Source organism: Staphylococcus sp. GDY8P119P (genome assembly GCF_017892075.1).
Taxonomy (GTDB): Bacteria; Bacillota; Bacilli; order Staphylococcales; family Staphylococcaceae; genus Staphylococcus; species Staphylococcus ureilyticus.
The window spans coordinates 45,779-61,419 of record NZ_JAESKJ010000006.1 but is presented as its reverse complement, the minus strand read 5'-3'; the positions used below and the strand labels follow the sequence as shown (position 1 = coordinate 61,419).

General features: G+C 32.3%; 15 protein-coding genes. 3 read left to right on the top strand and 12 right to left on the bottom strand.

Features of this window, described 5'->3' with window-relative positions; translation table 11 throughout:
• The 6 genes from uxaC to eda are packed head-to-tail and all read right to left on the bottom strand — an operon-like array spanning position 1 to position 5,856.
• Positions 1 to 1,407 (bottom strand): glucuronate isomerase, encoded by a 1,407-nt coding sequence (gene uxaC, locus KA830_RS04315; RefSeq protein WP_210122968.1) that lies wholly within the window; start codon positions 1,405 to 1,407, stop codon positions 1 to 3.
• Positions 1,408 to 1,422: 15 nt separating this feature from the next.
• Entirely contained in the window at positions 1,423 to 2,718 is a 1,296-nt protein-coding gene (locus KA830_RS04310) for a TRAP transporter large permease (protein ID WP_064209874.1), read from the bottom strand.
• Positions 2,715 to 3,224 (bottom strand): TRAP transporter small permease, encoded by a 510-nt coding sequence (locus KA830_RS04305; RefSeq protein WP_107360019.1) that lies wholly within the window; start codon positions 3,222 to 3,224, stop codon positions 2,715 to 2,717. The genes KA830_RS04310 and KA830_RS04305 overlap by 4 nt, the downstream gene beginning before the upstream one ends.
• The gene (locus tag KA830_RS04300; protein ID WP_204180155.1) at positions 3,199 to 4,236 is read right to left on the bottom strand and encodes a TRAP transporter substrate-binding protein; all 1,038 of its coding nucleotides are present in this window, start codon (positions 4,234 to 4,236) and stop codon (positions 3,199 to 3,201) included. The genes KA830_RS04305 and KA830_RS04300 overlap by 26 nt, the downstream gene beginning before the upstream one ends.
• Positions 4,237 to 4,264: 28 nt before the next feature.
• Positions 4,265 to 5,236, bottom strand: coding sequence for a sugar kinase (locus tag KA830_RS04295; protein ID WP_064209877.1), 972 nt, complete (start codon positions 5,234 to 5,236; stop codon positions 4,265 to 4,267).
• Positions 5,237 to 5,238: 2 nt separating this feature from the next.
• Positions 5,239 to 5,856 (bottom strand): bifunctional 4-hydroxy-2-oxoglutarate aldolase/2-dehydro-3-deoxy-phosphogluconate aldolase, encoded by a 618-nt coding sequence (gene eda, locus KA830_RS04290; protein WP_046207228.1) that lies wholly within the window; start codon positions 5,854 to 5,856, stop codon positions 5,239 to 5,241.
• Positions 5,857 to 6,001: 145 nt separating this feature from the next.
• On the opposite strand from eda, the gene KA830_RS04285 reads away from it, so the two are divergent.
• Positions 6,002 to 6,946 (top strand): LacI family DNA-binding transcriptional regulator, encoded by a 945-nt coding sequence (locus KA830_RS04285; protein WP_204180153.1) that lies wholly within the window; start codon positions 6,002 to 6,004, stop codon positions 6,944 to 6,946.
• A gap of 438 nt (positions 6,947 to 7,384) precedes the next feature.
• On the opposite strand, the gene cidR is transcribed toward KA830_RS04285, so the two are convergent.
• The 4 genes from cidR to isaB all read right to left on the bottom strand — a co-directional run bounded on the left by cidR (position 7,385) and on the right by isaB (position 10,116).
• Entirely contained in the window at positions 7,385 to 8,260 is an 876-nt protein-coding gene (gene cidR / locus KA830_RS04280) for a cidABC operon transcriptional activator CidR (protein WP_040029908.1), read from the bottom strand.
• Positions 8,261 to 8,302: 42 nt separating this feature from the next.
• Entirely contained in the window at positions 8,303 to 9,151 is an 849-nt protein-coding gene (bla, locus tag KA830_RS04275) for a class A beta-lactamase (RefSeq protein ID WP_239436895.1), read from the bottom strand.
• A gap of 232 nt (positions 9,152 to 9,383) precedes the next feature.
• Positions 9,384 to 9,539, bottom strand: a complete 156-nt coding sequence (locus KA830_RS04270; protein WP_192947283.1) for a hypothetical protein — start codon at positions 9,537 to 9,539, stop codon at positions 9,384 to 9,386.
• Complete coding sequence (isaB, locus tag KA830_RS04265) at positions 9,529 to 10,116, bottom strand: immunodominant staphylococcal antigen IsaB family protein (RefSeq protein ID WP_107360022.1); 588 nt, start codon at positions 10,114 to 10,116, stop codon at positions 9,529 to 9,531. Before isaB ends, KA830_RS04270 begins: the two co-directional genes overlap by 11 nt.
• 273 nt (positions 10,117 to 10,389) lie before the next feature.
• On the opposite strand from isaB, the gene KA830_RS04260 reads away from it, so the two are divergent.
• Positions 10,390 to 10,695, top strand: a complete 306-nt coding sequence (locus tag KA830_RS04260) for a monooxygenase (protein ID WP_040029905.1) — start codon at positions 10,390 to 10,392, stop codon at positions 10,693 to 10,695.
• 129 nt (positions 10,696 to 10,824) lie between these two features.
• On the opposite strand, the gene KA830_RS04255 is transcribed toward KA830_RS04260, so the two are convergent.
• Entirely contained in the window at positions 10,825 to 11,667 is an 843-nt protein-coding gene (locus KA830_RS04255; protein ID WP_204180152.1) for a sialate O-acetylesterase, read from the bottom strand.
• A 229-nt stretch (positions 11,668 to 11,896) separates the two neighbouring features.
• Between KA830_RS04255 and KA830_RS04250 the strand changes: the two genes are divergently transcribed.
• Positions 11,897 to 12,964 carry an acyltransferase family protein gene (locus KA830_RS04250; RefSeq protein ID WP_046207223.1) on the top strand — a complete coding sequence of 356 codons (1,068 nt, stop codon included), beginning with the start codon at positions 11,897 to 11,899 and terminating at the stop codon, positions 12,962 to 12,964.
• A gap of 156 nt (positions 12,965 to 13,120) precedes the next feature.
• On the opposite strand, the gene KA830_RS04245 is transcribed toward KA830_RS04250, so the two are convergent.
• Positions 13,121 to 15,637, bottom strand: a complete 2,517-nt coding sequence (locus KA830_RS04245) for a glycosyltransferase (RefSeq protein WP_210134078.1) — start codon at positions 15,635 to 15,637, stop codon at positions 13,121 to 13,123.
• Positions 15,638 to 15,641: the final 4 nt, after the last annotated feature.

Genomic DNA, 15,641 nt, shown 5'->3' with positions numbered 1-15,641 from the left:
TTATACCTCCTCAAAGCCTTCTATTTTGAATAATTTTACTGCATTGTTATAACAAATATCTTTCACTATTTGAGTGATAGTTTCTTCTGATAATTGAATCTCACCTTTTTCAATTCTATCTCCTAAGAAATTACATAATATTCTTCTAAAGTACTCATGACGTGTATACGAAATCATACTACGTGAATCTGTGAGCATGCCTACAAATTTAGATAATAAGCCGACATTAGCATACTCTACTAAATGTTGTTCCATACCTTCTTTTGTATCGTTAAACCACCATGCAGCACCGAGTTGGACTTTGTGATGACTATTTGTAAAGTTCCCTGCAGTTGCTTGTACCATTAAATGATCATTGCCATTATTTGGGTAAATAATGGTATCTGATAACGCATGATTTTGCTCAAGATGATCTAGTAAAGCATTTAATTTTTTAGCACTCAACTGTTCACCTACACTATCAAAACCACTATCTGGTCCTGTAATTTTAAACATGTTTGAGTTATTATTTCTTGTTGGTCCAAGGTGGAATTGTACAACCCAACCTAATTCTTCATAAACTTTACTAATTTCAGTTAATATATAACCTGCTAATTCATATTGTTCAGTTTCTGTTACTTGTTCGCCGCGTTTGAGCGCATTATAAATTTCAGTTGCTGTGTCAACCGTTGCTGTTACTAAAGGTGTCTTTTCAAAACTTTGGTCTGAACTGCGCGCACCTTGTCTATCAAAATAATGTACACGTGCTTTTAATGCATCAATATAAGTATTTAAATCTTGGATGTCGCAATCAGTCGCTTGATTCAATTGGTCAATTTTTGTATTGATAGATTCATGATTTAAGAAAACATAACTATCCGGTCTAAATGTAGGTATAACTTTAAATGTAACGTTGCTATCTTCGTTTAATAATTTATGATATTTTAAGTCATCACATGGATCATCTGTCGTACATACCACCTTAACATTACTTTGCTTAATTAGATTTTGTGGTGTATGTGAAGGTTTTGCTAACTTTTTATTTAATGATTTATATAATTTACTGATATTCACTTTATCTAAATCTGTATCCTCATTAAAATAGCGTTTTAATTCTAATGCACACCAATGATACATCGGATTTACAATCGCATACGGTAACATATGCATAAATGCTTGGAATTTATCAAAATCATCAACACTGCCTGTAATAAAAGCTTCCTCAATGCCATAAGCTCTCATTAAACGCCATTTATAATGATCTCCACCTAGCCATAACTGTGTAATATTGTCATAATTTTTATTTTCGTAAATTTCTTTTGGATCTAAGTGACAATGAAAATCATAAATCGGTAAATCTTTAACTTTCTGGTATAGTTTTACTGCTGTTTTACTATTTAATAAAAAATTGTCATTAATTAAAGTCATATAATTGCTCCTTTTCTATAATCCTAATAATTTTGGAAGGAATAATGATAATTGTGGTATAAAAGTAATGATTAGCATTAAAATAATTAAAGCTACAAAATATGGAATTAAATATTTAAATACTGATTCAACACGTACACCGCCTACACTTGCTCCTACAAACAACGCACTACCAACTGGTGGTGTGATATTACCAATACATAAGTTAAAAGCGATAATGATTCCAAAATGAATGGGATCAAGACCTAATACTTCTGAAATCGGTAAAAAGATTGGTGTAAATATAAGTACTGCTGGTGTAATGTCCATAAAAGTACCAATGACTAATAAGATAACGTTGATTAATAATAACAGTGCAATTGGATTGTCAGTCATTGAGATAATGCCATTGGATATTGCTTCCGGTAAGCCGGTATAACTCATCACAAGTGAAAATAACGCCGAAGCGGTGATTAGAAATAAAATCATACCGCTAATTTCAGCTGTTTCTTTGATAACGTTGGATAATTGTTTGATTTTTAAGCTTTTATAAATTAGCGAAAGTACTACAGAATATAAAACTGCGACCGCTGCACCTTCTGTTGCTGTAAAAATTCCTCCGACAATACCACCAATCACTACTACTATTAAAAATAAACTCGGTAATGCATCTAATGTTAAGAATAATCTATCTTTCCAACTAATTTTCTCTGATACTTTATAACCTTGTTTTTTCGCCATGACATAAGCAACAATCATACAAGCAATACCCCATAGAATTCCTGGAATATAACCCGCGATAAATAACGCTGCAATGGATGTCCCGCCGCTGACTAATGAATAAACAATCAATAGTGAACTCGGTGGGATAAGTAAACCTGACGGTGCTGAAGCGATATTTGCTGCTGCTGAATATTCTTTTTTATAACCTTGTACTTTTTCCATTGGTCCCATGATACGACCCATGGCAGCTGCTGCTGCAACACTAGAACCAGAAATGGAACCAAAAAGCATATTCCCAACAATATTGGTATGCGCTAATGATCCTGGCAATCTGCCAACGAGTACCTTCGCAAAGTTAACTAATCTAAATGCAATGCCGCCGTTATTCATGATGATACCTGCTAGCACAAATAACGGAATCGCTAACATCGTAAAATCATCAATGCCCGTAACCATACGCTGTGCTGCAGTTACGATAGTGACATCGAATGGTAAGATCAATAATAGCGTAATAATAGAACTTAAAATAATCGCTAATGCAATTGGTAAGCCAATGATAAGAAAGATGAAGAATGTGATGAATAATACTAATCCCGCAATCATTGTCATAAGCCATCACCGCCTTCAAGCTCATCACGCGCTTGAATTGTAGTCATTGTCTCTTTACTAAATAAATTATAAAATGCATAGAAAATAATAAATATTCCTGAAACTGGCAATGCACTATACATTGCAGCCATTGATAAACCTGTTGACGGAGCGATTTGAGACCAAGTTAACTTCACAACTTCAAAACCGCCCCAAATCATGAGCACGAGTGCCACGATAATTAATATAATGTCCGAAATCTTTTCCAAGTATAACTGTACTTTCTCAGGCAATTTTTCTCTGATAAATACAATGGCAATATGCTGTTTGATTCCAAAGACATAGCTTGCACTCAATAACCCAAACCATATCAACAAGAATCTAACAATTTCTTCACTCGTCGTACTCGGTGTGTTAAAAATAAAGCGTGTTGCAACTTGATAAACCGATAAAATAACCATAACAAAAAGCGTTATACCAGCTAGCGTTAACAACAATTTATCAATGATTTGCTTTGCTTTTTTCATAGCGCTGTTCCTCCTTCTCGATTAGTTTATAATCCACTTTCGTATCCGGATTATTTTTAAATTCATCTTGAAGAGGTTTTGAAGTCGCTTTAAATGTAGATTTGTCTACATCGTGAAACTTCACGTCCATTTTTTCTGTCGCTGTTTTTTTAGCATCGCTCACTGCTTTATCCCAAATTACTTCATGTTTTTTTGTGGAATAATCTGCTGCATCTTTTAACCATTTTTGTTGTTGTTTCGTCAAGCTGTCATAGGTCTCTTTGTTCATGATTAAAATATCAGGTACGGTTGCATGTTCTGTGTAGTAATAATTTTTTGCAACTTCACCATGGTTATTCGTTGTTAAAGATGTTTCATTATTTTCTGCTGCATCAATAACACCTGATTGCATTGCAGTATACACTTCACCATAATCCATCGGTGTTGGCGTGCCACCTAACGATTTAATTAAATCTACACTTGTTTTGCCTGGCTGAACACGAATCTTCAAGCCTTTCAAATCTTTGTTGTCTTTGATTTCTTTGTCTTTCGTATAGATATTACGCATACCTGCATCATAATAAGTAATACCTAAAAATCCTTGGTCCCCTGTCGATTTAAAGAAAGCGTCTTGTACGTTTTTACGTTTCATTACGTGTCGATAATTTTCTTCTGACTCAAATAAATACGGCATATTAAATAATGAATACGTTGGCGAAAAACTTTCCAATGCCCCAGCCGAAACTTTAGTCATTTGAATTGCATTCGTCTGTGTCATTTCTATTGCTTCACGCTCACTACCGAGCTGACCATTCGGATAAATATTCACTTTTATTTGACCATGTGATTCTTTTTCTAATCTATCTTTAAAAATTTTTAAAGATTTATGGACAGGATGTTCCGTTGGCTGATTATGCGCTAACATGATCTCTTTTGTCTTTGTTTTAGCAATCGTCTCCTTATTTGTAAGCAACATCGATACCATCCCCATCGTAAAGAATGCGCTTACAAGAAGGAGTGTAAATTTCTTCATAAAGATTATACCCCTTATATTGCAATTTTTATCGTTTCAGTTCTCCAAAATGCGTTGATAAATTAAATACATCACTTTCTTGTACACTTAGTGCATCTTCATTTGTCGTATGTTGTAGAACAGAACATTTTGTTGCAAAATCTACTGTATCTTCTGGTTGCCATGCTTTATTCAATCCATGTAATACACCTGCCATAAATGCATCACCAGCACCGATTCTGTTTAAAACAGTGTAAGTATATGCTTGGCCTTCAATATATTTTTCTTTTGTCAGCATAATACCTTGTAATGTACTTTGTTCTATATTTCTATTACTTGAAGCCATCAAATCAATGTCGTATTCGGATTGAATTGTTTTTGCACATGTCTGTATATCATCATCTAAATCATTAGTTTCAAGCAAATGTGTAGCATCTTTTTTTCCAAAAAATAGAACATCGACAAATGGTAAAATTGACTTTATTATTGGTACTGCTGTTTCTTTTGACCATAAGTTACTTCTAAAATTAATATCGAACACTATGTTAACGCCTTGTTGCTTTAGTTGCTTTAATACATCGACAATTTGATGACGAATCATTTTATTTACAGCTAACGTAATACCTGTAAATACAAAGAAATCTCCACTTTGAGCATTGATTTCTTCCATTACATCTTCACCATGATTCGCAAATGTTGAATGTTCGCGATCATAAATCACTTTGCCACTACGAAAGCCGAAACTCTCTTCCATATAATATGTACCAATTCGGCCATTATTATATTTCACTGAAGCAGTACCTACACGTGTTTGAAACATTTTTTGTAATGCTAAATGTCCTAGCGCGTGATTGGGTAATACCGTTAACATTTCAGTCGTATGTCCAAATTGTGCTAGTGTCACAAGTGCGTTCAATTCTGCACCACCAACATTTACTTTAAACGTATTGGCATCTTTCAACTGTTCATAATTTGGTGGCGTGTAACGTAATAATACTTCACCAAAACCATAGACCGTCATTGTTATACCTCACTTTTTATTTCTGAAATATATCTTTCTAAAGCATCTTTTCCTTCTTGTTGATAAATTTTTGTTATTTCGCTTCCAATGCCAACTGCAAAACTTCCAGCATCTAACCATGCTTTATGGTTTTCTTTACCAACGCCACCTGTAGGCACAATTTCAATTTGTGGTAATGGCCCTTTGAAATCTTTAATTGACTTAGGTGTGAATTGCGTCGCTGGGAATAATTTAAGGACTTTGCAACCATAACGTAATGATTCAACCATTTCTTTAACAGTCATACAGCCCGGAATATATGGCACATCATATAAGTTAGCGATTTTCGCTGTTTCTTTATCAAAAGATGGGCTAACGATAAATTTCGCACCATTTAAAATGGCAGTACGTGCAGAAATACTGTCTAACACTGTTCCTGCACCAATCAATGCGTCGTCTCTTTTTGATAATTCAGCTATAATTTCTATAGCGTTCGGCGTTGTTAAAGTAACCTCAATTGTGTGTAGGCCTTTATCAATAATGGTATGTGCAATATCTAAAAAAGATTTTGCATCTTCAGTTCGCATGACAGCAATGTGTTTGCCTTGTTGAATCTCTTTCATTGTATTCATTGAATCCATGTCTTCAACCCCTCAAAAATGATATCAATTACAATACCCTTCAAAATAACAACGTTGTTATTTTTGTACAAAAAAATATTGTAATGCTTATCTCTATGGTATAATTAATTTGCATTTAAATCAATCAATTTCAAGGAGAAATTTTATGGCTGTAACTTTAAAAGATGTTGCTGAAGCCTGTGGTGTCAGCTATTCCACAGTTAGTAAAGCACTTAAAAATTCTCATCTCGTAAAACCAAAAACCAAAAATTTAATTCAACAAAAAGCTTTAGAAATGAATTATATACCTAATCATTCTGCTAGAGCACTTGTTTCAAAGAAAAGTGGCACAATTGGATTAATCTGGCCTTCTGTAGATCGTGTAGCGGTTACACACCTTATTTCAGAAATCAATCACGCTATCAAAGATTTAGGTTATGTCATGTTTGTGTCGATAGACGATGTCGCTGCCGCTTCGAAAAAATTTGTTGAATTCGGTTGTGATGGTATCGTCATTTTTGATGAAGGTGACGCAACAAACTTATCTCCAGAAATTTATAACAATGTCCCAGTCGTTGCCTATGGTGTCGATCGTGACATTCCTTATCCGATTATAAACGTAAACCATTCAGAAGCGATGATCATGGCAATTGAAGCATTGGTCGATCAGGACATTGATTACATTGATTATATTGGTGATATACATACAAATGATACACGTCAAATCGCAAAAAAAGAAGCGATTGCTCAATATTGTGACAAACACAAGATAAATTATCGTATCATTGATTCTACAAGTTTGAATGCAATTGAAACGGAATCTGCCGTCAAACAATTTTTACAAACACACGCACTTGCACCAGGCGTGATTTGTGGCAGCTATGATATAACAGTCGGTACAATAAATGCACTAGGACCACAAGATCACCCTATCTTGTATTCTTATGACAATATCCCTCAAATTAAAAAATTAGATTACCCAGTCAACGCGATTGGCGTTCCAACCGCTGAAATTGCTCAAACGATTGTAGCAACTTTAGATAAAGTTATTAAAGATGAAGCAACTGAGTCGGCCTATCATCTTCACCCTAAAATACAAACAAACATATAAACATGCCCAAACCTATTGCTAAGGTTTGGGCATGTTTATATGTTTGTTTGATGTTTGACAAGAGGGTCGTTTATTAAACTGTACTGATTTAGAAGATAAGCTTAGTTTTTAAATATCATTGCTCAATAATATAATAATGAATAAGAATAGGGTGTCCTTATTTTAGTGAATGAATGGGGAGAGTTATTATATTAGTTAAATTCTATATAAATTTGTTATGAGCTTTAAATTATGAAACGCTTATATAGTTAATATTTTGGCGCTAGGGATTATCATAAATGTTTTAACTTTTATTCTTCTATTAATCATCAGTACTTACTACCTCTATATGTCTATTATATTACGCACTGAAATATGATTAAAATACATAGTTGGAATATATAACATTCTGTTATGGAATACATATTTCATAAACTATAATCGCTTTGTTAAGCATCATTATCTAGTATCTTTTAAAAATTTAATCCATTCATGAGTTACATAATTCATATAGCTATCTTTTTTCCAAATAACTCCCAAATTCCATGACACATCTGCACCTGAAATTTCTATACCTACAAGGTCTTCATTTAAAATATTTACGATACTTTCTGGTAATATACTCACACCGATGCCATCTCGGATCATATTTTCAATAAAAGTAATTTGAGACATTTTAGCAACCGTTTTTGGATGAAAACCAACTTTTCTACAACTTTCAATAATTTGATCTTTTAAATAGTAATCATCATGAAACATAATAAAACGTTCATTTTTCAAATCACCTAGATAGACTGGTCCTTGTTTCGCAAGCATCGCATCTTTGTTTACGACTAGCAATAACTTTTCATTATATAGTGGGATAGCATGGTAGATATCATTATCTACAGGTAACGTAGTAATGCCAACATCAATTTCATCATTATTTAAATAAGACTCTACAGCTTTGCCTCCACCTTCAATGACTTCGTATGTCACTTTTGGATATTTACTATGAAAATGATTTAAACTTTCTGTAAAAAGTCTCACGTTCATAATTGCTGATATACCAACTCTAATATGGCCTTTTTCTAAATTTGTTACATCTCCCATTTCTAATGATAAATCGTCTAGCACCGCTAAAGCTTCCACGCATTTATCATAAAAAATCTGGCCGATATCCGTTAAAATAATATGCTTTTTTCTTCTATCAAATAAAGTGATATTAAATTCGTCTTCAATACTTTTAATATTTTTACTTATTGTAGATTGCGCAATATATAAATGCTCGGATGCTTGAGTCATCCCCCCATTTTTCACAACTTCTACAAAATATTTCATTTGCTTTATTTCCATGTTTAACCCCTCTGCACCAATCTAAGTTTCGCTTACGTGAATTTATTTTAATGACTTAATAGCTGTTTCTGCCGCTGTTTGAATAACTTTATCATCAGGTTTCGCATCTTTATCTGATTTTTTCGTGTAAATAGCAAGAATAATTGGCTTATTTTGCTTTTTTGGATATATAAAAGCTAAATCGTTTCGACTACCATAGGTTAAACCTTGACCACTTTTATCTCCTACAACATCATCCTTAGATACAGCTGCTTTTATTAACGTACCTCCAGTTTCATTATGAATCATTGTATGCTTTAGTAATTCAAGGTTAGCTTTGCTCATATTTTCACTCTGTAGAAGATGATTGAACGTTGTTGCAGCTCTTTTAGGTGTGGTTGTATCATCTGTACTTTGTGGATCATATAAATTTAAATCTGGTTCGAGTCTTTGTGGATTAGATATATGGTCTCCACGATGTATGAGTGCTTGTTGAAATTCTTTAATTCCACCTATTTCTTCGATGACTTTATTATTAGCTGTATTATCACTCTGCAACATAGAAGCTTTTATTAATGCTTTTAACGTCATTTGCTTGCCGATATATTTTTCAGTGACGGGTGAATAAGCGACAATGTCACCTTTGGATATCGCTATTTTTTTATTTAGTTCTGACGTTGGCCTGTTTTGTAATAATATACCACTTGAAATTGCTTTATATGTAGATGCAAATGCAAACCGTTCACCTGATCTGTGCTGTACCACTTTGCCATTAGCTGTATTGACACCATAAACCCCTACAATTGTATCATTATCTTGTTCTATTTGATCAAAACTTTTTGCATCAGCAACCATTCCTGTCACTGTGAGTAAAAAAAGCCCAAACAAAGCACTTAAATAGAATTTTTTCAAGTTTTCAATCCCCCTATTCACATTTGAAAGCAATACGCTATACTTACGTTTAACTATAATCATAAATATAACAAAACACAATTATCTTTATTACGCCTAACCATTAACGAGTAGAAATAATTGGGACTAAATATATACCTTCAGTAACTTTAAAATTTAAAAATACTGCAATTAAGCATTTCATCAACAAAATCTGCTACATTCACTCTTAATAAATACTTTATTTTATTGACTATACAACAGAATAGGCTGAGACATTTAATTTGCCCCAGCCAAAGCATACAATTTCAATTAAAGTAACTGTTGCTATAATCTCAAAAACGTGCGATTTCAAATCATCTCTGAGTTGAATCTTAACTTTTTTAATACTATTTAAACTACTGACCAATTGTTATTTCCACCAAATTATCATTTTGATCAAAGAAAGCAGTATAAAAGCCATTATTTGTTTCATATTTCACATAAGTGCCATCTTTATTGCCTAATTTACCTTCTCCTATGATTTCATTTGAAGTATGAGCCTTCTTAAATGTTGACTTAGATACTGAATCAGGTTTTGTGAAGAAAGTAAGTTGCACCACTTCATTGTCACTATTAAATTCTACGCTTGTATCATAAATTTTCTTAGAATGATCAAATTCTTTCTTGGCATTAGTGTCAACTTTATAACCATCAATCGTAACATTGTCATATTTTAAAGCACGTACAAAGTTATAATCTTGTGTAAAAGATGGATCATATGTTGTATAACCTTCGTAATTATACCAAGGTGTTGTTTGTGCTTGTGAACGAACACCATTTTCACTATTTGCACCGCTTGCGCCACCTTCACCGTGTCCCCACTTTTGGACTTGCTCTGCTGCTTGCGCTGTTGGACTACTCGTTGAGATATATGCTGCTGAAGAACCGACAACCAGTGTAGATACAACGACAGTTGCTGAAATTAACTTTCCAACTTTCCGCATAATAAATCACTCCTTATTTGTAGTCTTACATATGCAAAGTGTAATTGTTCACTTTCATCATACACCTATCCATTTTATTTTCAAGTAAAATTACACTTTTTTTATGAATATTAGTACAAATTAAATATGAAAATACTTTATTGATGTAGCTTTGATGTTATGTTAAACATTTTATTGTTTATATTAGAAAAGTGCTTGAGCTAAAACCATACTGCAATGTATTTTTTATTGGTATAGTAAACATAATAAATAATTTAAAAAGGATGGTTTATCATGATCTATATTTTACAAGTTGATTTTCCAATCGATGGTCCTTTTGGACAAGAGATGTCCAGACAATTCGCTGATTTAGCGAAATCTATAAATGGAGAACCAGGTTTTTTATGGAAAATTTGGACAGAAAATGCTGATGAAAAAGAAGCGGGTGGCATTTATGCATTTGATAGTTACAAAAATGCTAAAAACTATTTAAACATGCATAGTGAGCGCCTACAATCCATGGGTGTCCCAACTGTAAATGCTAAAATATTTGCTACAAATGACGCACTTACTAAAATCACACATGGACGATTAACATAACCGTATTAGGATGATAAAATACAACAAGCCTTTCAAATGTACACACATCTCGTGTGTTTTGAAAGGCTTTTTAGACATAGATTGAACGAAAAAAATAAATATTTTTAAAAATGATAATTTTCCAGATCATTATTTATTCATTTGTGACATTTCATTGATAAAATCTTGATACGTGATTTCATTTTTAGATAACCTAGCCACAAGCATATACATTTGTTCATTTTTAGTAAATTCAGTTTTATATAAATCTTGTTCTCTTTCGCTCTCATTATCTAAAGGATTGACGACGTTCTTTGATTTTGAAAATGCATCATAATACCTAATCCCAAACAAGCGTTGTGAGAATCCATCTATATGAATACCATCTGGATTTGCCGTTAAGCCTTCTGCTGTAACAAAGTAACAATCATGTTGTTTCTGCGCGACGTTCTTGATACTGTTATTGATTTCTTGATACTCTGTAGCACTAGCGCCAAACCCTTCTTTTCCTAAAAACGTTCCTAACAATCCAATGACAAAAGTAAGTTTAGGCAATTCAAGTGCTTCTCTAAAATAATCAATGAGGTGTGATAATTTTGTTTCATATGTTTGAAATTTATTATTTTGACTATCACTTTCACCTTGATGCCATAAAACACCAATCAATTCAGACGTTTCCATAGCAAATCTCGCTTCACTTACAGCATGCCGCGTCAGCATACTTTCATCTGACCATTCTTCAATAGAAGTACCTCCATCAGCACATGGAATGAACCCTATTGTTTCATTTGGATGATCATCGAGCCATTGCTTTGCAAACGATGCAGCTGGTCCAATACCAGCGACAGAACGATCGCTATGTATCGGTTCTTCCATCATTTGCCATCTACCATTTCTAAGCATAAAAATACGTTCATCAATGATGGGATTTACACTATCTAAAAACCCTCTTCCTGCCATATTTGATTGACCAATTAGTAAGATTGATTTCATAACGTTGTTCCTTTCAATTTTTTAGTTTTTTAATTAACTGCTAGTAGCTATTTTTCAGTGAATATTTTAAATATATGTAAGCATATCATTTTTTTCTTAAACTTACCCAAATTTCATATTAGAAAGTGCTAGGCTTTATATATAATTATTATAAAAATAAATTCATATAAACTTTACTTTTAATACTAATTATCATATTATGGAATGGATTTTGAGAGGAGTTTTTATTTTGGAGAGGAAAATGGAACTCACCTATGCTAGAGCGATATTTTGTATCGCAATAGTCATCGTCCATTGTTTAACCGGTTTAGTAAACGATTATCACATTTCACAATTTGAAAAATCATTTTATAGTTTTTTACAAGTTATTTTATTATTTGCAACACCTTGCTTTATTATTTTGTCCGAAACATTATTAGGTATGCGATATTCAACTAAAATTCCGCAAAATTTTTTACTTAAACGCATGAAATTTATTTTAATTCCTTATGCTATATTTGGTTTATTTATCACTTTTAGACTATTTCTTGGTGATAATTCAGATAAATCATTTTGGGAAATCTTTTTAAATATCGTAGTTGAAGGTAAATTTTTCGGATGGTTTGTACTTGTTATTTTTCAGTTTTATATATTACATCGCTTATTTTATAAATTATTGAGTAAAGCCAATCCTATTTTTGTACTTGTCGTTACCTTTATCATTAGTTTTGGACATTCTTATTTAATGTATTACAGTACTGCTTATCTTGAATTCTGGGATTTTTATCCTTTATTCAGTAGAACCATTATTTTATATTGGCTATTTTACTTTGTTGTTGGTTTCTACTTCGGTAAATATTATGATACTGTTATTCATTTTTTAAAGCGTCATTTAGTTTGGCTTCTATTGATTTGGCTATTGGCTTTATCCTATATGGCATTTAATTTTTCTTATTTAGACGTACATCTAAATGAGTCTAATCGATTTGATTTAGTCTTATTTTCTGCAATCAGTTTTGTATTTATCGTCTATTTATCTAAATTTTTAACTCGGTTTAATTTAGTATTTGTGTTTTTAATAAGCGAAATATCATTTTTCATATACTTAGCACACCAAATCATTGTAGATTTTATTTCTAGATCGCTAGCATCATTTGTTACATTCCCACCACTATTTTTAATCTTAAGTTCTATTTTCACACTTGGATTTTGTATTGGATTAGCGATAATACTATCTTTTATTCCATATATAAGAATTGTTGTAGGAAGAAATACACTACAGCCTATGGTTATCAATAATTATAAACATCATAGCTAAAGTGTAAAAGTTACTATATAAACATGGCATTTCAAATAAACAAGCACAGTATAAATTGAAGGCTTTTAAATATAAAAAGGACGCATCCATTTCATATGGATGCGTCCTTTATTTTGGGCTTGAGCATTATTTCTCATCCCTCAGTTATATGATACTTTAGTCATCTAATAAATGATAAAATTGTTCAATCGCTTCTTTATTATATAATTCTGGATCAAATTTGGCATAAACAGGTGTTTCCTTATTAATAAACTGTTGTATGCTTGTTTGTAATGATTCAGCATCATTAAAACTCAACATTCCATACTTGCCATAATCAAGTACATATTGATTGGCTGGTATATCTGATGCCAGAATATCTATACCAACAGTCAACGCCTCTAATAAGACCATTAATTGCCCTTCGTAATAAGACGGTAAAACAAATAGATCACAATCTCTCATAATATTAAATGGATTTCTTTTTTGTCCCATTAAAAATACATGCTCTGATAAATCTAATGACGTAATTAGTTTATTTAGTTGATTTTTGAGTGGGCCATCACCTAAAATGTATAATTTCGCGTTAGGATTTGCTTCCACCACGCCGCTAAACGCTTGAATCAAATTATCAAATCCTTTTTCAGGAGATAATCTTCCCATTGTCATCACTTTATAATCGGATTTATGGAACGGTACGCTTGTAATTTGCTTATCCTGTTCTCTTACAATGACACGTTCCCCATTTTTCATAAAGATATCATTATCTTCATCCACCAAATTATAAATTCTATCTAAGTTAATGGTATTCATCGATGATTTAAATTTATCTTTTGTTTTTCTATTCGCTATTTTGTTAACATTTTCCTGCTTAGTCACTTCAGACACACTTACGAGCTTATCATAATAAGGATATAAGGACATCACACCTTTTAGATTAGCGTAATGCGGTCTCACACCGTTCACTTTACGCTCCATATCCATTTTCATATCACTGTGCAAGTAGATTAATTTTCTTTTAGCCTTGCTCGCTAACAAGATTTCAGACCAAAACATCGCATAGCCACTGAAATCCATAACGACATCAAACGCTGAGTTACCAAACACTTTTCTAAATTCGCGTTGATACAATGCATCCGGATAAATTTTTTCTTCAATTTTCGATTTGATGCCTCTATTGCGTACCAATAGGTTACGATAGTATTCTGAAGTGTTTGCCAACAATGGTCCTTTTCTTAAAATAACCCTCACATTGTCATTTAAGCTATATAGATTATCTATCACATCTTTATTTCTATTGAATCCAAGATAAACCGTAATATCATATCTATCATAATCAACATTTTCTAATAAATTCAGGATCGATGTTGTTATGCCATTAGGTTTCATACCACCTGGATATATTAAAATACGCTCTTTTCTGTTGTTTTGAACGCCATTTTTGGGTGCATCATGATGAAACACTTGATTGACAACTCTTTCCGTGACTTGTCCATCATCGTAATTCACAAATTTTTGTTTATATTTTTGATAGTTCCCCTTATATTGTGCTAGCATGCGCTGTGATTCTTGGACAGTAGCTACCAATGCTTCAATTGAGTGCACACTTGGACCTGGAAGACTATCCACAGGAAGATAAAATCCTCTGTCTTCTTCATAGGCTTTATAATCGGGTGTATAAAAAATAATAGGTTTATCTGTAACTAAATAATCAAAAAAGATACTTGAGTAATCAGTTACAAGCAAATCAACAATACTGAGTAATTCATTCGTATCAAATGTATCTTCCACTAAGTATTTTTTTAATTTTTTATTACCTACTGCTTTTTTATAAATAAACGGATGCACTTTTAATAACACTTGATAATGTGTTTGTTTATTTAATGACTCAATCAGCGCTTCAATTTCTTCAATATTATCTTCTGGTGTACTGACCGTTTGGCCACGCCATGTCGGTGAAAAGAGTAAAATCGGCGCATCTGTTAATTTAATGCCTTGTTGCTTCAATTTCTGCGTAACTTCTTTTGACTGTGCATTTAGCGTTGCATCTATTCTAGGATAACCAATTTCTAAAATTGCTTCATCATTTAAACCGTCTAATTTAAATGCTTTTTTAAAAATATCTGTCGTATGTTGGTTAGGTGAAATAATATAGTCAGAACTTAAAAAGTTACGAATTGTATTTTGTGATTCTAATAAATTATGTCTGATATCTAATCCCATTGCTTTTAAAGGTGTACCATGCCAAGTATTAACATATATTTGATTTGGCTTTTTCGTAAAATACGTTGGAAACGTCGCATTATTGATGAGATATTTACACTTTGTTAAATAATGTAAATAGTCTTCACTTTCTTTAACAATAAATTTTACATTTTTATATTTACTATATTTTTTAGAAAATGCTTTTTGCATTTTTTGAGATGCTACGACCCAAATATGTATATATTTTTGATAATCAGGATGGCTCATTAAATATTTAAATATTGCATAAGGACTATCTGTCATACTTTGTCCATCTCTAACTTGATACAAAATATGCTTGTCATCTACTTCAATCGTTTTATATAGATTTGCATAATGCATAATATTTCTTGTGTATTTACTTCTAAATTGTAATTTCAATGGTTCCGAAATGAATTTTAATTTTCTTTTTGTCTGATTTAATACAAACTTTTTCGTTTTACCAATCATTCTT